The sequence below is a fragment of the Streptomyces pacificus genome (genome assembly GCF_011766325.1).
In the GTDB taxonomy this organism is placed as follows: domain Bacteria; phylum Actinomycetota; class Actinomycetes; order Streptomycetales; family Streptomycetaceae; genus Streptomyces; species Streptomyces pacificus.
On sequence record NZ_BLLG01000005.1, the window covers coordinates 112,720 to 134,009 of the forward strand.

Here is a 21,290-nt window from a genome sequence, read left to right on the forward strand (position 1 = left end):
GGGAGCAGTGGCGGTTCGCCTCGGCCCGCGGCGCGGACCTGCTCTGGCACATCAAGACGACCGCGGTCCTGCCCGTGCGCCAGGAAATCCCTGCCGGGTCCCACCTCTCCGACATCGTCGCAGCCAAGAATCGCACCGATCGAAGCCGAGGGCGCGAACAGCCCAGAGCGGTGCGTCCGTGCTCCGCTCCCGGCCGGCGGGCCCGGGAGGTGACGGGCGTGCCCGTGGACTGAGTCCGGCCGCCGGCTCGGTGCCGGGGGCCTGGGCCTGAGGCTGGGCCTACTCGCCCTTCGCCGGCTCGGCGCCGGTCCGGGACGCGGAGCGGGCAGTCGGGGCCGGCGCCGGGGCCTCCTCGAAGTCCACCCGGTTCATATGGCGGTTCATCGACTTCATCAGCAGCCAGACGCCGGCCGCCATCACCGCGAAGACGATGAACCCGAGGACGCCGGGCGTCACCTTGTTCTCGTCGAGCTCCTTGGCGAGAGGGACGAGGTGGGTCATCGCCAGGCCTGTGCTGCTCATCGGTCGCTCCTTGGGTGGTGGTACCGACCATACCCGGGCGTCCGAGCCTTTCCGCCCCCTCCCCTCCCCCTCCCCTCCTCTTCCCTCCCTCACCCCACCCGGGCGCCGGGAGGAGGCGGAAAGGAGCGCGAGGGGGCGCCCCCGGGCGGCAGGGGGCGGGAAGGAGCGGGGCGGGGCGGGGGCGGGGGCGGAACCGGAAGAAGGACCGGTTCAGACGCTCTCGCGGACTCCGGCGAACAGATCGTCCTCGGGCAGTGAGGTGTCGACGAGGGACGTGACGAGCTCGTACTCCTCGGTCGGCCACACCTCCCGCTGGATCTCCATCGGAACGTGGAACCAGCCGCCGTCCGGGTCGATCTGGGTGGCGTGGGCGATCAGCGCCCGGTCGCGGGTCTCGAAGAAGTCACCGCACGGCACATAGGTGGTCAGGGTCCGCTCGGCCCGCTGGAACTCCTTCCAGCGCTCCAGCCACTCGCCGTACGGCGACTCCAGACCGCGCGCCAGCAGCGCTTCGTGGAGGGCGACGGTGCGCGGACGGTTGAAGCCCTGGTTGTAGTAGAGCTTCTGGGGCTGCCAGGCCGCTCCGTACGCCGACTCCGGGTACTTCTCGGTGTCCGCCGCGCCCTCGAAGGCCTCCATCGTGATCTTGTGGGTCATGATGTGGTCGGGGTGCGGATAACCGCCGTTCTCGTCGTACGTGGTGATGACCTGCGGGCGGAAGGACCGGATCCTCCGCACCAGTTCGCCCGCCGCCTTGTCGACGTCCTCCAGGGCGAAGCAGCCCTCGGGCAGCGGGGGCAGCGGGTCGCCCTCCGGCAGGCCCGAGTCGACGAAGCCGAGCCACTCCTGCTTCACGCCCAGGATCGCGCGGGCCTCGTCCATCTCCTTGCGGCGTACCTCGTGGATGTTCTCCTGGATGTACCTGTCACCCTGGAGCTTGGGGTTGAGGACGGAGCCGCGCTCTCCTCCCGTGCAGGTCACGACCAGCACGTCCACCCCCTCGGACACGTACTTGGCCATCGTGGCCGCGCCCTTGCTCGACTCGTCGTCGGGGTGGGCGTGGACGGCCATCAGTCGCAGCTGCTCAGTCAAGACTCGATCCTCGGTGATGTGTCGCATCGGACGGCTTCTATAGTGACGAAAACCGGGGGGCGAAAATTCCGGCGTTCTTCGGAAAGGTGAGGACGATCATGGGCGCGGCACGCGAGGGGCTTCCCGAGGGCCGTTACGGCCGCTCGGCGGACGAGCGTGCCGACCGCAGGCTCAAGATCATCGGCACGGTGCTCGGCGCCGGTTTCGTCGCCATGATCGCCTGGTTCGGCTACGACTACGTCAGCGGCCAGCGGATCAGTGCCGAGATCATCAAGTTCGACGTCACGAGGGAGGACCGCGTCCAGGTGCACCTCGAGGTCCGGAAGGACGCCGAAGCCCAGGGCTACTGCACCCTGCGCTCGCGGGCCGAGGACGGCTCCGAGGTCGGCCGGCGCGACGTCCGCTTCGACATGCCCGAGGCGCGGGTGGACCAGGTCGTCACCGTGCGGACGACGGCGAAGGCGACGAGTGCCGAGCTTGTGGGGTGCACGGCGGACGACGGGCCCAAGGGCTGACGCCTCCTCCCGGCCCCCGGCCTCGCCCCCCCGGCCCCGCCTGCGCCGTGCCGCCCCGGCCGGCACCCCGCGCCGACCGGCCCCACCAGGACCACCCAGACCATCCGGACCACCAGGACCACCAGGAACCGCCACCGCCCGGACCACCCGAACCGCCCTGAACCGCCCCGGTCCACCGCGCCCCGCGCCGAGGACCGCGACGACGCGATTCGGGGGCTTTCGGTCCTCCCCCTCGCCGCCGCCAATTGTTAGGCTCGTGGTTTCGCCCACTCGTGGAGGTACATCCTTCTGGGTAGGGCGATGCTTTGTATCCCAGTACCTACGAGGAGCACCTGTGACCCAGACCAGCGAGAACGTCACCTGGCTCACCCAGGAGGCGTACAACCAGCTCAAGGCCGAGCTGGAGCACCTGTCTGGTCCCGCGCGCGTCGAGATCGCGAAGAAGATCGAGGCGGCCCGCGAGGAGGGCGACCTGCGGGAGAACGGCGGGTACCACGCGGCCAAGGAGGAGCAGGGCAAGCAGGAACTCCGGGTGCGCCAGCTGACCCAGCTGCTGGAGAAGGCGAAGGTCGGCGAGGCCCCGGCGGACAACGGCACGGTGGCCCCCGGCATGGTGGTGACGGTCGCCTTCGACGGTGACGAAAGCGACACCGAGACCTTCCTGCTCGCTTCCCGCGAGTACGCCTCGGGCGATATCTCGACGTACTCGCCGCAGTCCCCGCTCGGCGCCGGCGTGAACGGCAAGAAGATCGGCGAGGACGCCGAGTACGAGCTTCCCAACGGCAGGACGGCCATGGTGAGGATCCTCGAGGCCAAGCCGTACCAGAGCTGACGCACCGCGTCCCGCCGGCCCCGCGGACACCGGAGGGCCCCGGCAGCGATCGACGCTGCCGGGGCCTTCCGCTACGGGTACGGGACCGCTCGGCGGTCAGACCGCCGAGCGGTACTTGCGCACCGCGAGGGTCCGGAACACCGCGATGATCACAATGGAGTAGATGATCGACGCGAGCACCGGGTGCTGCATGGGCCAGGCGTCGGACGCCGAGACGCCCGGGTTGCCGAAGAGTTCGCGGCAGGCCTGGACGGTGGCGCTGAAGGGGTTCCACTCCGCGATGGTCCGCAGCCACGGCGTCATCTTGCCGGAGTCCACGAACGCGTTCGAGAGGAACGTCACCGGGAAGAGCCAGACCAGCCCGCCGGAGGTGGCCGCCTCGGGGGTGCGGACCGACAGGCCGATCAGCGCGCCGATCCACGAGAAGGCGTAACCGAGCAGCAGCAGCAGGGCGAAGGCCGCGAGCGCCTTCGGCACACCCTCGTGGGTCCGCCAGCCGACGAGCAGGGCGACGACGGCGAGGACCACGACCGTGAGCGCGGTCTGCACCAGGTCGGCGAGCGTCCGGCCGGTCAGGACGGCGCCGCGTGTCATGGGCAGCGAGCGGAAGCGGTCGACGAGCCCCTTGTGCATATCGTCGGCGATGCCCGCCCCGGCGCCCGCGGTCGCGAACGTGACGGTCTGGGCGAAGATGCCCGCCATCAGGAACTCCCGGTAGACGGACGGTGCCGTCGACTCGCCGATCTGCATGGATCCGCCGAACACGTAGCTGAACAGCACCACGAACATGATCGGCTGGACCATCCCGAAGACGATCATCTCCGGGATCCGGGTCATCCGGATCAGATTGCGCTTGGCGACGACGAGCGAGTCGTTCACCGACTGCACGATGCCGCCGCGCGGGCGGGGCGCTGCCACCCGCTCCGCCGATTCCTGGATGGTGGTCACTTCACGGCCTCCTTTCCGGCCTTGCGGTCCCTGCCCCGCCGGGCGGCCGGCACCTCGCCGCCGTCGTCCGGGCCCTTCTCGGCGCCTTCCTCGGCCCCCTCGACATGGCGGCCGGTCAGGGAGATGAAGACGTCGTCGAGGGTCGGGCGGCGCAGGCCGATGTCGTCGATCTCGATGCCGGCGGCGTCCAGTTCGCGGATCACCTCGGCGAGCAGCTTGGCCCCGCCGGTCACCGGCACCGTGAGCCTGCGGGTGTGCTCCTCCACCGCGATGCCCCCCGGGGTGTCTCCCGGAGTGTCTCCCGCGATGCCGCCGCCCCGGCCGCTCCCCTGGCCGGCGCCCTCGGCCGGCCCCTCCGCGCCGAAGCGCCGGAGGATACGGCGGGCCGGGTCGATCTCGTCGGGGCGGTGGACGACGACCTCGACGCGCTCCCCGCCGGTCCGGGCCTTGAGCTGGTCCGCGGTGCCCCGGGCGATGACCTTGCCGTGGTCGACGACGCAGATGTCGTCGGCGAGGTGGTCCGCCTCCTCCAGGTACTGGGTGGTCAGCAGCAGGGTCGTACCGCCGCCGACAAGCTCCTTGATGACCTCCCACAGGGCCTGGCGGTTGCGCGGGTCGAGGCCGGTCGTGGGCTCGTCCATGAACATCACGGGCGGGGAGACGACCAGCGCTGCGGCCAGGTCGAGACGGCGGCGCATACCGCCGGAGTAGGTCTTGGCCGGCCGGTCCGCCGCGTCGGCGAGGTTGAACCGCTCCAGCAGTTCCCCCGCCCTGGCCTTCGCGGCCTTCCCGGTCATCTGGTAGAGTCGGCCGACCATCTGCAGGTTCTCGCGGCCGGTGAGGTATTCGTCGACCGCGGCGAACTGGCCGGAGAGCCCGATCGAACGCCGGACTTCGTTGGGGTGCCGGAGGACGTCGACGCCCGCCACGACGGCCCTGCCGCTGTCGGGGCGGAGCAGGGTGGTCAGCACGCGCACGGCGGTGGTCTTGCCCGCGCCGTTCGGGCCGAGGAGGCCGAGGACGGTGCCCTCGGGAACGTCGAGATCAACTCCGTCCAGAGCCCGTACCTCGCCGAAGGTCTTGACCAGACCCTCGGCATAAATGGCGCCTGGCATGTGGGTACTCCCCCGTCAGGTGGTGGAATGGGTGGCGGTAGCGCTTACCGCCTGCTTACTTCAGACGATCGCTGCGCAAGCCTAGGTTTCACCGAACGTCGGCGCAGGTGAATTTACGATCGGGACACGCCGTGACGCGCTGCATCGCGATGTGGCAGGGCGTACTGAGGAGCCGTGCGCCGCGACGCGCCCGCGGACCGCCCGGACACCCCGGTACGAGTGCTGTGCATCCGCACACATCCCCCGAGAAGCCCGTCCCCACCGCCAGCGGGGCCAGCCGGCCGCCCCCGCACCCCGCCACCCCCGCACTCCCTCTCCCCGCCCCCGGGGCTGGGCAGCCGCGCCCCGGCCGGCGCCCCGGCAGCACCCCTCTGTCAGCCGGTGACCTGGTAGCCCGACTCCCGGAGCGCCGCCGCCACCTCCGCGCAGTGCTCCGGGCCCTTCGTCTCGAGGTGGAGCTCCACCTCGACCTCCGTCAGGCCGAGCCGGGGATCGGTCCGCACATGCCCCACGTCCAGTACGTTCGCATCCGCCACCGACAGCACCCCCAGCAGGGTCGCCAGCGCGCCGGGCCGGTCCGGGAGGGGAAGCCGCAGGGACAGGTAGCGGCCCCCGGCGGCCATACCGTGCCGCAGGACGCGCTGCATCAGCAGCGGGTCCACATTGCCGCCCGACAGCACCGCCACGACCGGCCCCTGGTATGCCTCAGGGGCGTCCAGCAGCGCAGCGACGGGGCTCGCCCCCGCCGGTTCGACCACCAGCTTGGCCCGCTCAAGACACAGCAGCAGCGCCGAGGAGAGCGCGTCCTCGGAGACCGTGCGCACCTCGTCGATCAGCTCCTCGACCAGCGTGTACGGGACGTCCCCCGGCCGCCCCACCCTGATGCCGTCCGCCATCGTCGCCGGGGACTCGATCGACACCGGCCGCCCCGCCGCGAGCGACGGAGGATAGGCGGCCGCCCCCTCCGCCTGGACCCCGATCAGCCTCACGTCGGGCCGCAGCGCCTTGACCGCGACCGCGATACCCGCGGCGAGACCGCCACCGCCCAGCCCGACGACGACCGTCCGCACCTCCGGGCACTGCTCGAGGATCTCCAGCCCCACCGTGCCCTGCCCGGCGATGATGTCCGGATGGTCGAAGGGGTGGATGAAGACGGCACCCGTTTCGTGCGCGTACTCCTGCGCCGCGGCCAGGGTCTCGTCGACGACATGCCCGTGCAGCCTCACATCGGCGCCGTAGTCGCGGGTCGCGGCGACCTTGGGCAGCGGGGCACCCCTCGGCATGAAGACCGTGGAGCGCACACCGAGCAGCGAGGAGGCGAGCGCGACGCCCTGCGCGTGGTTGCCCGCGGACGCCGCCACGACACCGGCGGCCCGCTCCTCGGGCCGCAGTCCGGAAATCCGCACATAGGCGCCGCGCAGCTTGAACGAACCCGTCCGCTGGAGGTTCTCGCACTTCAGGTGCACCGGGGAACCGACCAGGCCCGACAGGTGGCGGCTGCCCTCCATGGGCGTCAGCCGCGCGACCCCGGAGAGCATCTTCTGCGCCCCTCGCACGTCATCGAGGATGACGGGGTGGAAGGGGCCGGTGGTACGGAAGCTCATGACAGCAGTCTCGCAGCTCAGCGGCCCCCGGGCGGCCCCGGGGAAACGGCCTCCACAGGTTTCCGAAGGGCCGGTACGCACCAGCCCGCCTCCGCGTACTCTTTCCCCCACCAACCGACCGCCGCACGAGAGAGCCCCCGCAGCCATGCCCACATCTCAGGACATGACGACTGATCTTGACGCCGGCCTCCTCGATGCCCTCCAGCACCAGGTGGCCGTCTTCGCGCGCAGAGCCGAGCAGACGAGACTGGGCGGTGTCGGCCAGGTCCGCAATTCGATGGACCGAGCCGCCTATCTGCTGCTCAACCGGCTCGACCAGGAAGGCCCGATGGGCGTGAAGGCCCTCGCGGGCGGCATGGGCATCGACTCCTCCACCGTCACCCGCCAGGTCGCGCCGCTCGTCGACACCGGCCTGGTGAAGCGCACGTCCCACCCGGAGGACGGCCGCGCCGTCGTGCTGCAGCTGTCCCCGCGCGGCCAGGCCCGCCTGGAGGAGGTCCGCTCCTCCAGGCGCGCGCTGATGGCCTGGGTGACGGACGACTGGACGCCCGAGGAGCGGGAGTCGTTCTGCACCCTGCTCACCCGCTTCAACTCGGCGCTCTCCGCGCGGCAGGCGGGACCGCCCCCGGAGGCGGCCGAGGCGCCCCCGGCCTCTTGACCGGGACCCCTGCCTGCCCTGATATGAGGGTGTGCGCGAGACTCGGCAACCCAGACTCGCCGGTCGCCGCGCCCGCGAGTTCGAGGCGTTCGTCGCGGGGGCCGGTGGCCGGCTGCTACACATCGCGGCCCTGCTGACCGCGGAACCCTCCGGCCGGTGCCCCCGGGCGCAGCGGCTGCTGGTCGGCGCGCTGGCCCGGCTCTACGCGCAGTGGGACCGGCTGCGGGACGAGGACCCCTACGACCGCGCCCGCCAGGACCTGGTCATCCGCTTCGCACGCGGCGCCTGGCGCCCGCACCGGCGCCACCGCACCCGGACCGCCGGTGCCACCGGTGCCGCCGGGCACGGGGTGCTGGCCGGGCTCGGCCCACGGGAACGCCTCGTCGTGGTGCTGGCGCTCCACGAGGACCTGCCCGAGGAGCAGACGGCCGCGCTGCTGGGGCTTACGAAGGAGCGGGTCCGTGCGCTCGGCGCCCGCGCCGTCTCCCTGCTGCGCGGTACCCGCCCGCCCCGGCCGCCCCGGCGGCGCACACCGGGCTGGACCGGTGACCGGGCGAACGCCCGATGAACCGGCCGGGGAGCAGGGAGGAGGAGGTCCGGCGCATGCTGGATCTCCCCCACCCGCAGGTACCGGCCGACCTGCACGTCCGGGCGGCCCGCCGCGGTGCGCGGCTGCGCCGCCGGCGCCGCGCGCTGCGCCACCTGGGGTGCGCGCTGCTGGTGGCGGCGGCGGTGGGCTTCGCGGTGTGGGCGGCGGCCGTCGAGCCGTGGGCCGTGCCGCCCTCGCCGACCACCCCGGAGATCGACGGCTGGTGAGGGCCGGCCGCGCCGGGGCCCCCGGAGCTCCCGGGACCGCCAGGACCGCCAGAACCGCCAGAACCGCCAGGACCGCCGGGACCGCCAGGACCGCGGGAACCGCTCAGCCGGCCGGTACGCGCGCCGGGCGCGCGTACCGGGGCCGTCCACCCTCGGGGCGCGGAGGGCCGGGCGCCGGGGAGCGCGGGGAGCCGGAGTCCCCGGCACGCCGTGCGGGCACCCGGCCCCGCCGGTCAACCGCCGAGCGCCTGCCGCAGGTCGGCCAGCAGGTCGTCCGCCGACTCGATGCCCACCGACAGCCGCACCAGGTCCGCCGGGACCTCCAGCGCGGAGCCGGCGACGCTGGCGTGCGTCATCCTGCCCGGGTGCTCGATCAGGGACTCGACACCGCCCAGGGACTCACCGAGGGTGAACAGCCCGGCGCGGTTGCAGACCTCCACGGCCGCCTCCTCGCCACCCTGGACCCGGAACGAGATCATGCCGCCGAAGCCCTTCATCTGCTTGGCCGCGATCTCGTGCCCCGGGTGCTCCGCCAGTCCCGGGTACAGCACCCGCGTCACCTTCGGGTGACCGGCGAGCATCTCCGCGACCCGCGCCGCGTTCTCGCAGTGGCGGTCCATGCGGACCGCGAGCGTCTTGATGCCGCGCAGCACGATCCACGAGTCGAACGGCCCGGCCACCGCACCCATCGCGTTCTGGTGGTACGCCAGTTCCTCGCCGAGGCCGGCGTCTGCGGCGACCAGCGCCCCGCCGACCACGTCCGAGTGCCCGCCCATGTACTTGGTGAGCGAGTGCACGACCACGTCCGCGCCGAGCGCCAGCGGCTGCTGGAGATAGGGGCTGGCGAAGGTGTTGTCCACGACGAGCTTCGCCCCGGCCGTGCGGGCGATATCCGCGACGGCGCCGATGTCGGTGATACCGAGCAGCGGGTTGGACGGCGTCTCGACCCAGATCACCTTCGTACGGTCGGTGAGCGCGGCGCGCACCGAGGCGGCGTCGGAGGTGTCCGCCACCGAGTACCCGACGCCCCAGCGCTGCACCACCTTGGCGAACAACCGGAACGTCCCGCCGTAGGCGTCGTTCGGGATCACCACATGGTCCCCGGGCACCAGAAGCGTGCGCAGCAGGCAGTCCTCGGCGGCGAGACCGGACGCGAAGGCGAGGCCGCGGCGGCCGCCTTCCAGCGCCGCGAGGTTCTCCTCCAGCGCCGTACGGGTCGGGTTGGCGCTGCGGCTGTACTCGTAACCGCCGCGCAGCCCGCCCACACCGTCCTGCTTGTAGGTGGACACCTGGTAGATGGGTGGGACGACCGCGCCGGTCAGCGGGTCGGCGGTGTTGCCGGCATGGATGGCGAGGGTCTCGAAACCGTGCTGGTCAGTCATGCGACCGAGGGTAGTCCCCCCACCGGGTCCGCCGCTCTCCGCCCGCGATGCCGCCGGCGCCCCGCGGCATCCGCCGTCCCCCACCGGCCCGTTGCCTCGCGCACTCCCCTGCCGGTTCCCCCGCGTCGCCGTCCGGGACAATGGCCCCATGGAGATTCTGTGGTTCCTGATCGCGCTCGGGCTGCTTGCCGCGGCGATCGGCCCGTTCGTGATGCGCCGCCGCAACGCCGTACGGCAGGTCATGCCCGGCTCGCCGGACGCCGCCGACCCCGCGACCTACGGATTCGTCCGCCAGGAGGAACTCGACCTGCGGCTGCCCGGGCCCGACCAGGACCTCCTCGACGTACTCGACCTGGTGCAGCGCACCCAGGACTGGCGGGCCGCGTCCCAGCTGCTCGCGGGCACCGGCAAGGAGAGCGAGCGGCGCTGGCAGCGGGTGCAGGCGTTCGCGGGCGCCGCGTCGCTGGAACTCCAGCAGCAGCCCGGGACCGGGGGGTCGTGGCTGCGCGCCTGGCGCACGGAGTCGCCGAAGGACGCGGGGGGCGCCGCCGTCCAGGCGGAGTTCCTGGTGCAGCAGGCCTGGCGGTCGTCCGGTGGGGTCGGGAGCGACGACTTCCGGATCATCCTGGAGGAGGCCCGCTCGGTCTGCGGGCAAGCCGCCCTGCTGGCACCGGGGGACCCCGTCCCGTACATCGTCGAACTGGCCGTGGCCCGTGGGCTGGGCTACTCGCCGGAGCAGTTCGACCAGCTCTGGGCGAAGGTGATCGACCGCGCCCCCGCGCACATGGGCGCCCATCTGGCCGCCCTGCACTACTGGTGCGAGAAGTGGCACGGCTCGCGTGAGGAGGCCGACCACTTCGCCACCACCTCGGCGGCCCGCGCGCCCCGGGGCTCGCTGCTCTCCGCACTGCCGCTGTTCGCCGTCTTCGAGCACCTGCCCGAGGTCAACCTGGTGTCCGGTTTCTATCAGAGTGCCGTCGTCGGCAAGGCGGTGGAGGGCGCGCTGCACGCCGCGCACCACGCGCCCGACGACCACCCCGTCCTCCCCCACGTGCGCCATCTGCTGATCTTCTTCCTGGTCAGGTCCGAGCGGTGGGCCGAGGCCATGCAGCAGCTCGTCCGGGTCGACGGCCATGTGGGCGCGCTGCCCTGGACCCACGGGGGCGACCCGGCCGGGGAGTACGCGGTCTTCCGGGCACTGGCGGTCGCGGGCTACGAGGCGAACGGCGGCAGCCCCGCGACGCTGCCGCGCTGAGGGCAGGGCGCCACCGCGCGACCCGCCACCGCACGACCCGCCACCGCACGACCGGTGGCCGCACAACCGGTGGCCGGCGGCAGCGGGTTGCCGACCATGCGACATCGACCGCGGGTTACCGGCCACACGACGTCGACCGCCGGTTGATGACCGCGCGGTGCTGCCGCACCGGCGACGCTGCGGCCGGCCGTACCAAGTCCACGGGGGAATCCCGCGGGCCCGGTGTGCGTTGTGCCGTGTGCAACCGCTCCCGGAGGAGATTGGCATGTTCCTGAACCGCCGTAAGCCCGAGCTGCCGACCCCCGCAGAGGCCCTGCGCGGTCGCGAAACCCCCGGGTTCGAGGTCCCCGCCCGGCACACCGTCCTCGGCAACCCCCTCCTGGGCCCCTACCCCGACGGCCTTGAGGTCGCCGACTTCGGACTGGGCTGTTTCTGGGGCGCCGAGCGCACGTTCTGGCAGACCGAGGGGGTATGGACCACGCTCGTGGGCTACCAGGGCGGCCACACCCCCAACCCGACGTACGAGGAGGTCTGCTCCGGCCTGACCGGTCACACCGAGGCCGTGCGCGTCGTGTACGACCCGTCCACCGTCTCCTACGCACAGCTGCTGAAGGTCTTCTGGGAGGCCCACGACCCGACCCAGGGCTTCCGCCAGGGCAACGACGTGGGCACGCAGTACCGCTCGGCGATCTACACCCACACCCCGGCACAGGCCGACGCCGCGGAGGCCTCTCGCAACGCCTACCAGAAGGTGCTGACAGGCGCGGGCCACGGCACGATCACGACCGAGATCCTGCCCGCGCAGGGCCGCACGTTCCATCCGGCCGAGGGATACCACCAGCAGTACCTCGACAAGAACCCGGGAGGCTACTGCGGCATCGGCGGGACGGGGGTCGAGCTGGGCGAGCCGTTCGAGACGAACCGGGGAACCTCGTGCCCGACGGGGATCGCTCCGGCACCGACCGAGACATAGCCGGCCCGCATGCCGCGGGCCCGCATGCCGCCGACCCGCGTGCCGTTCGGCGCCTCCGGCTCACATGCGGCAGAGGACGATCGGCCGCCCGAACGGCGCGCATGGGCGCCCGCGCCGGCGTTCCCCCGGCCCCCCGGCCCCCCGGCCCACGGTGCCGCCGCTGCCCGGCATCCCCCCGGCCCAGCCCGTTCCGCAACCGCGGCGCGTCCGTGTCACCAGCCGATGGCGAGTGCCACCAATGCCACCGCGCTGACGCTGAACGGGGTGATGCGCCGGGGGCTCAGCACCGCGAACGAAGCGTGGGTGAGCACGGCGAGCGCGAACACGGCCGTCGCCGGCAGCAGTCCCAGCACCCCTAGGCCCAGCAGCATCTCGATGGCGATCGTCAGCTTGGCGAGCCAGGCACAGGACCTCTGCGCCAGCCCCGTGGAGAGGGCCCGTGAGAGCCGGCGCGGCGAGATGAGCCGGATGAAGTCGGTGTTGCCCGCCGCCGCCTGGAAACAGGACAGGACGACTTCGTCCAGCAGCACCTGGCCGGACCGGAAGGGCACCGACCATGCCTTGCGGATCGCCGAGACGAGATACATCTGCGCCACGCCGATCGCGGCCAGGACGCGGACGGCCGTCCCCGGCTGTCCGCCGAGCGCCACGATCGTCTCCCCGGCCGTGACGACCACGGCGAGGACGGCCGTGCAGAGCAGCGTCGACCGTTTCCGGTGCAGGTACTGCTCCGCCATGAGCGCCGCGCCCAGGCAGCCGGCACACAGTGCGAGAAGAGCGGCCGACCACGTGCCCGGGGCCGCCGCGAGGAGGCGGTAGAGGGCGAGCACGCCGCACGCCGCGGCGAAACCGGCACCCGCCCGTGCGTTGCGGCTGCGCCGACTCGCGGCTCTCCCGGTGAGCACGCCTTTGTCGGGAACGAATATCCGGTGGCCCGCGCGCTGTGCGTTCCGGCAGTCGAGCAGAACGACCGTGAACCACCAGGCCCCGGCGACAGGGAGGGCGACCAGTCCCGCGAGCAGCTGGGTGTCAGCGCCCATCGCCGATACCGGCGAGGACCGCCGCGACGATCGCCAGCGCTTCCTCGCGGGTTGCCTTTTCCAACCGCACCCGCGAACCGGCGAACCGGGCGGTGAAGGAGCCACCGGACGTGAGGAAGACGGCGCCTTCCGGTTGGTGGCGCGGGTCCCATGTCAGTTCTCTGATATCGGCGGGGAGCAGATCATGGGAATCCGGGGCGAGACCCACATCGGTCACCCGCAGCGGGACCACGGCGCCGGTGCCGGCATCCCGTGCCCAGACCAGCATCAGCGAGGAGGCGAGATACATGGGCCAGGCGAAGAACCACTGCCGCTTGGCCAGCAGACCCGCCGCCACGGCTGCCCCGGCTCCCGCACCCACCAGGAGCGCTTCCACTGCCGCCCTCCCCTCCGGAACGAAGGAGGGCGGTGAGCGGCCGGGCGGGGATACCCGAGTGCGGCCGCTCGCCGCCTCCAGGGAGCCTGTCAGTAGGTCTGCTGCCCGTCTTCCAGGTCCTTCGACACCTTCTCGGCCTCACCCTGGGTGAGGTCCTCGACCTCGGACATGCGCTCGGCCTCGCCGCTGGTGTCCTCGGGCCTGGACCGTGCGCTCTCGGTCGTCTCGAAGTTCTTCTTCATAGCCACTCCATAGAGAACTCTTATGGATCGGTCACACGAGGGCCACCCGAAAATCGATGCCGGATTGACCGGCCCGCACGGATTCCCCGGTGTTGTGGGCGCACTGTCCGGCGAGGAGAAGGACTGCGTTTCACGCTTCCTTCGATATTTCTCCAACTATCCCCGCCCGCGCCCTCGCTTACCATTTTAACAGCCGCCTGTCACATGAGCACCGAGGTCAAAGGATACTGGCGCTTTCTTGGTCATTGCTTTCCTGTGGGAACCGCACTCAATCGGGGCGGGCAATGGTCAGAACGAGGGTGTACGGAATCGTGACCTCCCCGTCGGGGAAGTGGGCGTGGAACGCGCACCGCTCGTTCTCCAGGAGCACCGTACGGTCACCGGCCGGCAGGTGAGCCACCGGGGACCTGGAGCTGATGTCCAGCAGCGCCGTCTCCACCGGCACCCGCCGCTCCCAGTGCAGCGTCTGCGTCGTACGACCGGCGTTCTGCGAAATGCAGGTGCGCAGTGCGTCGTCCCGAAGCGCGTACTCGGGGCAGGTCCGGTGCAATCGCCTCTCCTGCTGATCGACCCAGGCCACCGACCGGTCCGTGGTGTTCCACCACAGGGCGAGGGCACCACCGGGCCGCAGGACGCGGAACGCCTCGGGCACGGACCTGGCCGGGTCGGTCCAGTGGAACGCCTGGGCATAGGTCACCAGATCCGCGCCGGAGTCGGCGAAGGGCAGATGGTGGCCGTCGCCGCGCACCAGCGGGACATCGGGGGTCTTGTCGGAGAACGTGGCGGCCATGCCCGGATCGGGTTCCACGGCGATCAGCCGCGCTCCGCGGGCGTGCATGGGACGGGTGGCGATACCCGTACCGGCACCCACGTCGATCACCAGGGAGTGCGCCCAGGGGATGCCGACGGTCTCCTCGATCGTGTCGAAGAGGCTGTCGGGGTAGCCGGGGCGGGCCGCGTCGTACACCTCGGCCACGTGGCCGAAGCGGTCTACCCGGTCCATGTCGTCACCGTTCGTCGAGGGCGGGCGGGGGACGCGTACCGCACGTCGCCGATGCGGTCGCGGTCGGCGTCGGCGCGGGGGCAGGGGCGGGGGCGGCGCGGGGGCGGGGCGGCGCGGGGGCGGGGCAGGGCGAGGAGGCAGGGCAGGGCGGGGGAGGACGCGGCAGCGGGCCAGGGCCCCGGAGCGGGCCCGCGTCAGCGGAGGTCCTGGTCCGGGAGTTCCAGTCGCAGTGCGTAGCCGCCGTCCTCGGTCGGGCCGGAGTCGAACGTGCCGCCCAGGAGTTCGGCACGCTGACGCAGGCCGACCAGACCGTAGTGGGCGCTGGGAAGCGGCAGGGCGGGCCGGGTGGGGGCGGTGTTGGTGACCGTGACGCGGACCGCGCCCCCGTCGCGTCGCACCCGCACCGTGGCGGTGGCGCCGGGCGCGTGTTTGCGGACATTGGTCAGGGCCTCCTGGACGGTGCGGTAGATGGCGCGCTGGACGGTCGGCGGCAGCCCGTCCGGTTCTCGGGTGCCGCCGGTCGGCTCCGGGCAGGTGCCGTTGCCGGGCGGTTCCGTGCCGGGCTGCGGCGGGTTCTCGTCGGACGGCAGGTCCGTGTGCAGTTCGGCCTCGATACCGCTGCCGTCGACGAGCCGCCGGAGGTCCGCCAGGGACGGCTGGGGGGTGAGTTCGGCGGGCCGCCCGCCGGAGGCCCGCAGCACGCTGACCATGTGGCGCAGTTCGTCCAGGGTCTGCACGCTCAGCCTGCGGATGGTGCTCGCGGCGTCCCTGACCTCCGGATCGCGGGTGCCGACCTGGAGCGCTCCGGCCCGTACGGCGATCAGGCTGACCTGGTGGGAGACCACGTCGTGCATCTCGCGGGCGAGCTGGGCCCGTTCCTTGGCCAGGACGGTCTGGGTGGTCAGCAGCCGCTCGTGGTCCCGGGCCTCGGAGATCTCCGCCAGCCGCAGCGAGAGGTCGCGCCGGGTCTGCACCAGCTGGCCGAGGAAGACGGGGGCCGCCGCCGTGGCGGCGGTGTAGCCGAGGGTGATGAGGGTGGCGGGCTTCGTCAGGTCGAACACCGGGGACGGCAGCGAGATCATGTCGCAGAGCGTGAACGCCAGCGCGCAGAGCACAAGCAGGATCCGGCGGCGGGACAGCGAGGCCAGGGTGTAGAGCGCGGCCAGCCCGGCGAAGATCGCGTCGTTCAGGGCGACGGCGGGTAGCGTGATCAGGAAGACGAGCAGCGGCATCCGGCGGCGCAGCGCCAGCGCGGACGCGCCGGCCAGGGCGAAGCCCAGGCGGAACGGCTCGGCCGGGGTGACGTTGACCCAGACGTCGAGCAGCGCCACGACGACCAGCACGGCGTCCATCAGTGGAGGCGGCACGCGACGGGAGGTCATGGCGCATCCCGGTCGCGGGGCTGCTGCCTGAGCAGGCCCGCCCGCTCGGCGAGCAGGGCGGCCTGGACGCGGCCCGCCACTTCGAGCTTGGTGAGGATGGCGCTGACGTGGTCCTTCACCGTACCGGTGCCCAGGTGCATACGGGCGGCGATGTCGGCGTTGGAGAGCCCCTCACCGATCAGCACCAGCACGGCGCGCTCCCGGTCGGTCAGCCGGGCGATGCCGCGTACGGCGGTCTCCTCGGGGCCCGCGTCGAGGTAGCGGTCCACAACGGTCCTGGTGACCTTGGAGGACAGGACGGAGCCGCCGTCGGCGAGGGTCCGCACCAGGAACGGCAGGGCCTCGGGGTCGGTGTCCTTGAGCAGGAAGCCGGCGGCCCCCGCACGCAGCGCCGTCGCCACGTACTCGTCCATGTCGAACGTCGTGAGCATGGCGACGACGGGAGGGTGCGGCAGGCCGCGCAGGGCGTCGAGGACGGTGAGCCCGTCGACGTCCGGCATCCGGATGTCCAGCAGCACCACGTCGGGGCGGGTCCCCTCGGCGGTCTGGACCGCCTCGGCGCCGGGGACCGCGGCCACGACCTCGATATCGCCGGCCGCGTCGAGGATGTGCTGGAAGCCCGTGCGGATCAGGGCTTCGTCGTCGACCACCATTACCCGGATCACGCGTGCTCCACTCGCCGTGCCCCGTGAGACCACTGTCCGATTCGTACCATGCCGGACGGTGGGCCGCGCGGGTGAGCGGACGGGGCGGGCACGGCCCTCCGTGGGGCCGACCGGGCCGGGGGCCAGGGGGCCACCGGGTGGCCGGGACGACGGGTGGCCGGGAGGACGGGTGGCCGGGAGGACAAGCGGCAGGGACCGCAGGAGCGGACGGGGCACAGCGCGGCAGCCGGCTCGGCGGCGCACGGCGGCTCGGCGGCGCACGGCGGCTCGGCGGCGCACGGCCGTGCGGCGCCGCGAGCACGACGGCGGACGGGGCGCAGCGCTCCGGCGCGCACGGCGCCGCCCGTGTCACCCCGCCGCTTGCGCGCCGCGCAGCTGCGCCGCCGTGGCCGCCGCGTCGTAACCCTCCGGTACGCCGTCGACGAGGAGGGCGTCGCCGGACATGTGCCGGGTGCGCAGCGGAAGCAGGGCCTGGTAGTCGGCCGAGGCGTACCAGTCGCGGGCGGCGCGCATCGTCGGGAAGGCGATGACGACGAGCGAGCCGGGCCACTCGCCCTCGACGACGTGTCGTTCCGCAGCGCCGTGCACCAGGAAACGGCCGCCGTAGGGGTCGAGTGTGGACTGGATGCGCTCCATGTAGGTCAGCACCTCGTCATCGAGGCGCGCCGGGGGGAAGAGGTTTCCGATCGCGTATGCGCTCATACCCCGATCGTGGCGCAGCCTGGCCGCCTGGTCGATTACCTCGGAGGTCAAGCGGCGGGGTGCTCGGGAGGGAAAGAGGGAGGGAGAGAAAGGCAGGGAGGCGCAGGGAGGGGCAGGGAGGTGCGCCGCCGGCGGTTATGCGGCCCGGCCCGTGGGGTGGGTGCGCCGATGCCGAGCCCCGCAGGAGGGCCCGGCACGGCGGTGGCATCCCCGCCCGGCGCGGCACGGCGGTGGGACCCGCATGGCACGGGGCCGCGCAGCCGGTCGTCCGGCTCCGCGGCCCCGGTCGGGGACTGCGGGGTCAGATCGTGGTGGTGTCGATCACGAACCGGTAGCGCACATCGCTGCGCAGCACCCGCTCGTACGCCTCGTTGATCTGGTCCGCGCGGATCACCTCGATCTCGGCGCCCAGGCCGTGCTCGGCGCAGAAGTCGAGCATCTCCTGGGTTTCCGGGATGCCGCCGATCGTGGAGCCGGCGAGGGCCTTGCGGCCCCCGATCAGGGAGAAGAGATTGAGCGATACGGGCTCCTCGGGGGCGCCGACGTTCACCATCGTGCCGTCCGTCTTCAGCAGGCCCAGGAATTTGTCGAGGGGCAGCGGCGCCGAGACGGTGCTGATGATCAGGTCGAAGCTGCCGGCGAGGGTCTCGAAGGTGGCGTCGTCGCTGGTGGCGTAGTAGTGCCTGGCGCCGAGCGACAGCCCGTCGTCCTTCTTGCGCAGCGACTGGGACAGTACGGTCACCTCCGCCCCGAGCGCGTTGGCGATCTTGACGGCCATGTGGCCGAGGCCGCCGAGTCCGACGACGGCGATCTTCCGGCCGGGGCCGGCGTTCCAGTGCCGCAGCGGGGAGTAGACCGTGATCCCGGCGCAGAGCAGCGGCGCGGCCACGTCGAGGGAGAGCCCGTCGGGGATCCGCACGGTGAACGCCTCGTCCACGACGATATGCGTGGCGTAGCCGCCGTACGTGGGCTCCCCGTTCTTGTCGAGGGCGTTGTACGTCATGACGCTGCCGTTGGCGCAGTGCTGCTGGAATCCGGCCCGGCAGTTGTCGCACACCCGGCAGGAGTCGACCATGCAGCCGACGCCGACGCGGTCGCCGACGGCGAACGAGGTGACGCCGGGGCCGGTCTCGGTGACGATGCCGGCGATCTCGTGGCCGGGGACCATCGGGAAGATGCCCTCGCCCCAGCCGTCGCGGGCCTGGTGGATGTCCGAGTGGCAGACGCCGGCGTACTTGATCTCGATCAGGACATCGTGCTCGCCGACCGCCCGCCGCGGGATGGTGGTGCGCTCCAGCGGGGCCTTCGCGGCAGGCGCCGCATAGGCGGGAACAGTGGTCGCTTGTGTGGTCATGCATCGAGGCTGACCTCTTTCCCGGGGATCACCCAGCCCCCTGTTCTGCGTACGTCCGCCGTGCCTACCACTGGCAGGGTCAGGCTCCGCACCCCTGCAGCCATCCGGAACCGGAATACTTGACGTATGGACCAGCGTGCCGAACTCAGTGAATTCCTGCGCTCGCGCCGGGCCCGGCTGAAGCCGGAGGACGTCGGCCTGCCCGACTTCGGCCGGCACCGCCGGGTGCCCGGGCTACGCCGGGAGGAGCTGGCGCAGCTGGCCGGGGTGTCCGTGGCGTACTACACCCGGCTCGAGCAGGGCCACGGGCAGAACGTGTCCTTCGAGGTGCTCGACTCGATCGCCCGCGCCCTGCGGCTCTCGGACACCGAGCGCGACCATCTGACCCATCTGGCGAAGCCGAACCAGAAGAAGAAGAAAAGGTCCTCGCGACCGACCCATGCGCTGCGGCCGCAGCTCCAGGTGCTGATCGACGCGATGGACGCGATACCGGCCCTGTACATCGGGCGCCGGATGGAGGTCCTGGGCTGGAACCGGATGGCGTCCGCCCTGTTCGGGGACTTCGCGACCCGGCCTCCCGAGCAGCGGAACATGGCGCGGATGGTGTTCCTCGAGCCGGAGACGCGGGATCTGCACGTCGACTGGGAGTGCAAGGCGGTTGAGGTGGTGAGCTCGCTGCGGCTGTGCGCGGGCTGCCACCCGGACGATCGCGAACTCTCTGCGCTGGTGGGTGAGTTGTCGGTGAAGAGCGAGGATTTCCGTACCCTGTGGGCGGCCCACACGGTGCAGGAGAAGGGGCACGGGACGAAGCGGCTGCACCACCGGCTGGTGGGCGGGATGACGCTGTCCTACGAGACGCTGCGGGTGCCCGACGACCACGATCTGTCGCTGGTGACCTACCACGCGGAGCCGGGCTCGGCGTCCGAGGAGTCACTGGGGCTGCTGGCGAAGTGGGGCGTCGACGAGAAGACGTACCCGGTGGGCGACCGCCGGGCACGGGACGCGGACGTGACCTGACCCGGGAGAGGTGCGGGTGCGGCCCTGAAGGGACGCAGACCGACGGGGAGGGACGCAACCCGGCCCGGGAGGGACGCAACCCGGCCCGGGAGGGACGCAACCCGGCCCGGGAGGGACGCAACCCGGCCCGGACGACCGGGTCACGTCGGCACCGCCGATACGGGCGGGGCCCGCGGTGCGGGTGAGCCGCCGGGCGGCGGGGCCCGTCAGACCGCGGAGCCGGCCTTCCAGTCCGCCCAGCTCATGTTCCAGCCGTTGAGGCCGTTGTCGGGCTTGATCGTCGTGTCGTTGGAGTTCTTGACGATGACGACGTCGCCGATCATCGAGTTGTCGTAGAACCAGGCACCGGGCTGGTTCGGGTCATCGGCGCCCTTGACGTCGTTCAGGCCCACGCAGCCGTGGCTGGTGTTGGCGCTGCCGAAGATCGAGTCGGCGCCCCAGTAGTTGCCGTGGATGAACGTGCCGGAGGTGGACAGCCGCATGGCGTGCGGGACGTCCTTGATGTCGTACTCGCCCTTGCCGTCGTCGTCCGTGAAGCCCACGGTCGCCCCGTTCATCCGGGTCTCCTTGAACTTCTCCGATATGACCATCTGACCGTTGTAGGTCGGCGTCTCGGGCGAGCCGGCCGAGATCGGGATGGTCTTGACCGTCTTGCCGTCCTGGGTGACCGTCATGGTCTTGGCGGCGGCGTCGACGGTGGAGACCTGGTTGCGGCCTATGGTGAAGGCCACCGACTTCTGCTGGACGCCGAAGACGCCGTCGGCGCCCTCGACACCGTCCAGGTCCAGCTTCAGCGTGACGGTGGACCCCTCCTTCCAGTAGTCGTCCGGGCGGAAGTCCAGCCGCTGGGAGTTGAACCAGTGGCCGACGACCTCCTGGCCGCTGCTGGAGGAGACGGTGATCCCGGACTGCACGGCCTTGCGGTCGGTGATCGCCTTGTTGAAGTTGATCGAGACGGGCATGCCGACGCCGACGGTGGAACCGTCCTCGGGTGTGAAGTTGCCGATGAAGCTGTTGTCGGGTGAGACCGTGGTGAACGAGGAGTTCTCGTGCGCCTGGCGGCCCTTCGCGTCCTCGGCGATGGCCGAGATCTTGTAGACGGTCGCGCGCTCCAGCTGGCCGTTCGGCTTCCAGCTCGTGCCGTCGCCGGCGAGCGTGCCCTCGACGGCGGCGCCGTCGGCGGTGGTCATGGTCACCTTGGTGAGCTTGCCCTCACTGACGGTGACCTTGGCGTCGTTGTTGATACTGGCGTTGGTCGCACCGTTCTTGGGCGAGATGGCTATTCGGGCGTCAGAGGTGTCCTTGGCGGCCGCCGCGTCCACCTGGTCCTGCGACTTCGTGGAGCTCCCGGCGGCAGCGCCGTCGGTATCGGTGCTGCTGCAGCCCGCGAGTACCAGTACCCCACCGAGCAGGGCGGACACGGCCAGACGTCCGCGCCGCTTGCTGTCCGTCATCACACGCTTCTCCATCGTCACCGATTGACCTGCGATCTCTATCAAGAAGACCCAAACCGCCCCACCCGGTTCCAGTCCTGGCGGTTTTTGTGGGCAACACCACTTCATCGACGCAGCCGGAGGTGCGCCGGTTGCGGTTGCACCCTGCGTTCCGGCCTCCCGCCTCTCCTGCCCCCGCTGCCCCCGTCCCCCCTCTGCTTCGTGGGACAGGACCGGCTGGCCTGACCGGCCAGTTCGGCCCGTCGGGCTCGACCGGCCGTCGGGCTCGACCGGCCGTCCGGTTCGCCCAGCCCGTTCGATTCGTTCCACCGGTGCGGCCCGTCCGATCCGTCCGCCCCCCCGC

At 71.9% G+C, this 21,290-nt stretch carries 23 protein-coding genes; 8 read left to right on the top strand and 15 right to left on the bottom strand.

The features are described 5' to 3' along the window. Positions 1 to 279: 279 nt before the first annotated feature. Entirely contained in the window at positions 280 to 522 is a 243-nt protein-coding gene (locus tag SCWH03_RS10250; protein WP_173263869.1) for a hypothetical protein, read from the bottom strand. Positions 523 to 732: 210 nt separating this feature from the next. After that, entirely contained in the window at positions 733 to 1,614 is an 882-nt protein-coding gene (mca, locus tag SCWH03_RS10255; protein ID WP_173263870.1) for a mycothiol conjugate amidase Mca, read from the bottom strand. A 98-nt stretch (positions 1,615 to 1,712) separates the two neighbouring features. On the opposite strand from mca, the gene SCWH03_RS10260 reads away from it, so the two are divergent. Together SCWH03_RS10260 and greA are read left to right on the top strand one after the other, a co-directional pair. After that, the gene (locus SCWH03_RS10260) at positions 1,713 to 2,129 is read left to right on the top strand and encodes a DUF4307 domain-containing protein (protein ID WP_173263871.1); all 417 of its coding nucleotides are present in this window, start codon (positions 1,713 to 1,715) and stop codon (positions 2,127 to 2,129) included. Positions 2,130 to 2,463: 334 nt separating this feature from the next. Continuing rightward, positions 2,464 to 2,961 (top strand): transcription elongation factor GreA, encoded by a 498-nt coding sequence (gene greA / locus SCWH03_RS10265; RefSeq protein WP_173263872.1) that lies wholly within the window; start codon positions 2,464 to 2,466, stop codon positions 2,959 to 2,961. A 96-nt stretch (positions 2,962 to 3,057) separates the two neighbouring features. On the opposite strand, the gene SCWH03_RS10270 is transcribed toward greA, so the two are convergent. From SCWH03_RS10270 to ilvA, 3 genes are all read right to left on the bottom strand, one after another. Beyond that, the gene (locus SCWH03_RS10270) at positions 3,058 to 3,909 is read right to left on the bottom strand and encodes an ABC transporter permease (protein ID WP_173263873.1); all 852 of its coding nucleotides are present in this window, start codon (positions 3,907 to 3,909) and stop codon (positions 3,058 to 3,060) included. Beyond that, entirely contained in the window at positions 3,906 to 5,024 is a 1,119-nt protein-coding gene (locus SCWH03_RS10275) for an ATP-binding cassette domain-containing protein (protein WP_173263874.1), read from the bottom strand. Before SCWH03_RS10275 ends, SCWH03_RS10270 begins: the two co-directional genes overlap by 4 nt. Positions 5,025 to 5,398: 374 nt before the next feature. Continuing rightward, complete coding sequence (ilvA, locus tag SCWH03_RS10280; RefSeq protein WP_173263875.1) at positions 5,399 to 6,628, bottom strand: threonine ammonia-lyase; 1,230 nt, start codon at positions 6,626 to 6,628, stop codon at positions 5,399 to 5,401. 145 nt (positions 6,629 to 6,773) lie between these two features. Between ilvA and SCWH03_RS10285 the strand changes: the two genes are divergently transcribed. Genes SCWH03_RS10285 through SCWH03_RS10295 form a run of 3 tightly spaced genes read left to right on the top strand, consistent with a single transcriptional unit; the run spans position 6,774 to position 8,102 of the window. Then, positions 6,774 to 7,286, top strand: coding sequence for a MarR family winged helix-turn-helix transcriptional regulator (locus SCWH03_RS10285; RefSeq protein ID WP_173263876.1), 513 nt, complete (start codon positions 6,774 to 6,776; stop codon positions 7,284 to 7,286). Positions 7,287 to 7,317: 31 nt separating this feature from the next. Beyond that, positions 7,318 to 7,854, top strand: coding sequence for a sigma factor-like helix-turn-helix DNA-binding protein (locus SCWH03_RS10290; RefSeq protein ID WP_173263877.1), 537 nt, complete (start codon positions 7,318 to 7,320; stop codon positions 7,852 to 7,854). Between the two features lie 35 nt (positions 7,855 to 7,889). Next, positions 7,890 to 8,102: a hypothetical protein gene (locus SCWH03_RS10295; RefSeq protein WP_371872646.1), complete on the top strand. Its 213-nt coding sequence runs from the start codon at positions 7,890 to 7,892 to the stop codon at positions 8,100 to 8,102. Between the two features lie 233 nt (positions 8,103 to 8,335). On the opposite strand, the gene SCWH03_RS10300 is transcribed toward SCWH03_RS10295, so the two are convergent. Further along, positions 8,336 to 9,484: a cystathionine gamma-synthase gene (locus tag SCWH03_RS10300; protein ID WP_173263879.1), complete on the bottom strand. Its 1,149-nt coding sequence runs from the start codon at positions 9,482 to 9,484 to the stop codon at positions 8,336 to 8,338. 148 nt (positions 9,485 to 9,632) lie between these two features. Between SCWH03_RS10300 and SCWH03_RS10305 the strand changes: the two genes are divergently transcribed. Continuing rightward, positions 9,633 to 10,739 carry a hypothetical protein gene (locus SCWH03_RS10305; protein WP_173263880.1) on the top strand — a complete coding sequence of 369 codons (1,107 nt, stop codon included), beginning with the start codon at positions 9,633 to 9,635 and terminating at the stop codon, positions 10,737 to 10,739. Between the two features lie 265 nt (positions 10,740 to 11,004). Then, positions 11,005 to 11,712 carry a peptide-methionine (S)-S-oxide reductase MsrA gene (gene msrA / locus SCWH03_RS10310; protein WP_173263881.1) on the top strand — a complete coding sequence of 236 codons (708 nt, stop codon included), beginning with the start codon at positions 11,005 to 11,007 and terminating at the stop codon, positions 11,710 to 11,712. A 212-nt stretch (positions 11,713 to 11,924) separates the two neighbouring features. On the opposite strand, the gene SCWH03_RS10315 is transcribed toward msrA, so the two are convergent. From SCWH03_RS10315 to SCWH03_RS10350, 8 genes are all read right to left on the bottom strand, one after another. Next, positions 11,925 to 12,752 (bottom strand): hypothetical protein, encoded by an 828-nt coding sequence (locus SCWH03_RS10315; RefSeq protein ID WP_173263882.1) that lies wholly within the window; start codon positions 12,750 to 12,752, stop codon positions 11,925 to 11,927. Continuing rightward, positions 12,742 to 13,128 carry a hypothetical protein gene (locus SCWH03_RS10320; protein ID WP_173263883.1) on the bottom strand — a complete coding sequence of 129 codons (387 nt, stop codon included), beginning with the start codon at positions 13,126 to 13,128 and terminating at the stop codon, positions 12,742 to 12,744. The genes SCWH03_RS10315 and SCWH03_RS10320 overlap by 11 nt, the downstream gene beginning before the upstream one ends. Before the next feature lie 89 nt (positions 13,129 to 13,217). Continuing rightward, positions 13,218 to 13,370, bottom strand: coding sequence for a hypothetical protein (locus SCWH03_RS10325; RefSeq protein ID WP_173263884.1), 153 nt, complete (start codon positions 13,368 to 13,370; stop codon positions 13,218 to 13,220). Between the two features lie 268 nt (positions 13,371 to 13,638). Next, a complete protein-coding gene (locus tag SCWH03_RS10330) occupies positions 13,639 to 14,373 on the bottom strand; it encodes a class I SAM-dependent methyltransferase (RefSeq protein WP_173263885.1) in 735 nt (244 codons plus the stop codon). A 194-nt stretch (positions 14,374 to 14,567) separates the two neighbouring features. Further along, positions 14,568 to 15,755: a sensor histidine kinase gene (locus SCWH03_RS10335; RefSeq protein ID WP_173263886.1), complete on the bottom strand. Its 1,188-nt coding sequence runs from the start codon at positions 15,753 to 15,755 to the stop codon at positions 14,568 to 14,570. Continuing rightward, positions 15,752 to 16,420 (bottom strand): response regulator, encoded by a 669-nt coding sequence (locus SCWH03_RS10340; protein ID WP_173263887.1) that lies wholly within the window; start codon positions 16,418 to 16,420, stop codon positions 15,752 to 15,754. Before SCWH03_RS10340 ends, SCWH03_RS10335 begins: the two co-directional genes overlap by 4 nt. Before the next feature lie 348 nt (positions 16,421 to 16,768). Next, positions 16,769 to 17,122 (bottom strand): DUF1330 domain-containing protein, encoded by a 354-nt coding sequence (locus SCWH03_RS10345; RefSeq protein ID WP_173263888.1) that lies wholly within the window; start codon positions 17,120 to 17,122, stop codon positions 16,769 to 16,771. Between the two features lie 301 nt (positions 17,123 to 17,423). Beyond that, entirely contained in the window at positions 17,424 to 18,476 is a 1,053-nt protein-coding gene (locus SCWH03_RS10350; RefSeq protein WP_173263889.1) for an NAD(P)-dependent alcohol dehydrogenase, read from the bottom strand. Between the two features lie 126 nt (positions 18,477 to 18,602). On the opposite strand from SCWH03_RS10350, the gene SCWH03_RS10355 reads away from it, so the two are divergent. Next, entirely contained in the window at positions 18,603 to 19,493 is an 891-nt protein-coding gene (locus SCWH03_RS10355) for a helix-turn-helix transcriptional regulator (RefSeq protein ID WP_173263890.1), read from the top strand. Between the two features lie 206 nt (positions 19,494 to 19,699). Here SCWH03_RS10355 and SCWH03_RS10360 read toward each other — a convergent pair whose 3' ends face one another. Next, entirely contained in the window at positions 19,700 to 20,962 is a 1,263-nt protein-coding gene (locus SCWH03_RS10360; RefSeq protein WP_173264161.1) for a L,D-transpeptidase, read from the bottom strand. Between the last annotated feature and the right edge of the window lie 328 nt (positions 20,963 to 21,290).

What these genes read in the sequence shown, in the direction of transcription:
- SCWH03_RS10250 (WP_173263869.1), bottom strand. Translation starts at nt 522, where the DNA reads ATGAGCAGCACAGGCCTGGCGATGACCCACCTCGTCCCTCTCGCCAAG.
- SCWH03_RS10260 (WP_173263871.1), top strand. Translation starts at nt 1,713, where the DNA reads ATGGGCGCGGCACGCGAGGGGCTTCCCGAGGGCCGTTACGGCCGCTCG.
- SCWH03_RS10275 (WP_173263874.1), bottom strand. Translation starts at nt 5,024, where the DNA reads ATGCCAGGCGCCATTTATGCCGAGGGTCTGGTCAAGACCTTCGGCGAG.
- ilvA (WP_173263875.1), bottom strand. Translation starts at nt 6,628, where the DNA reads ATGAGCTTCCGTACCACCGGCCCCTTCCACCCCGTCATCCTCGATGAC.
- SCWH03_RS10285 (WP_173263876.1), top strand. Translation starts at nt 6,774, where the DNA reads ATGCCCACATCTCAGGACATGACGACTGATCTTGACGCCGGCCTCCTC.
- SCWH03_RS10295 (WP_371872646.1), top strand. Translation starts at nt 7,890, where the DNA reads ATGCTGGATCTCCCCCACCCGCAGGTACCGGCCGACCTGCACGTCCGG.
- SCWH03_RS10300 (WP_173263879.1), bottom strand. Translation starts at nt 9,484, where the DNA reads ATGACTGACCAGCACGGTTTCGAGACCCTCGCCATCCATGCCGGCAAC.
- SCWH03_RS10305 (WP_173263880.1), top strand. Translation starts at nt 9,633, where the DNA reads ATGGAGATTCTGTGGTTCCTGATCGCGCTCGGGCTGCTTGCCGCGGCG.
- msrA (WP_173263881.1), top strand. Translation starts at nt 11,005, where the DNA reads ATGTTCCTGAACCGCCGTAAGCCCGAGCTGCCGACCCCCGCAGAGGCC.
- SCWH03_RS10315 (WP_173263882.1), bottom strand. Translation starts at nt 12,752, where the DNA reads ATGGGCGCTGACACCCAGCTGCTCGCGGGACTGGTCGCCCTCCCTGTC.
- SCWH03_RS10325 (WP_173263884.1), bottom strand. Translation starts at nt 13,370, where the DNA reads ATGAAGAAGAACTTCGAGACGACCGAGAGCGCACGGTCCAGGCCCGAG.
- SCWH03_RS10330 (WP_173263885.1), bottom strand. Translation starts at nt 14,373, where the DNA reads ATGGACCGGGTAGACCGCTTCGGCCACGTGGCCGAGGTGTACGACGCG.
- SCWH03_RS10335 (WP_173263886.1), bottom strand. Translation starts at nt 15,755, where the DNA reads ATGACCTCCCGTCGCGTGCCGCCTCCACTGATGGACGCCGTGCTGGTC.
- SCWH03_RS10345 (WP_173263888.1), bottom strand. Translation starts at nt 17,122, where the DNA reads ATGAGCGCATACGCGATCGGAAACCTCTTCCCCCCGGCGCGCCTCGAT.
- SCWH03_RS10350 (WP_173263889.1), bottom strand. Translation starts at nt 18,476, where the DNA reads ATGACCACACAAGCGACCACTGTTCCCGCCTATGCGGCGCCTGCCGCG.
- SCWH03_RS10355 (WP_173263890.1), top strand. Translation starts at nt 18,603, where the DNA reads ATGGACCAGCGTGCCGAACTCAGTGAATTCCTGCGCTCGCGCCGGGCC.
- SCWH03_RS10360 (WP_173264161.1), bottom strand. Translation starts at nt 20,962, where the DNA reads ATGGAGAAGCGTGTGATGACGGACAGCAAGCGGCGCGGACGTCTGGCC.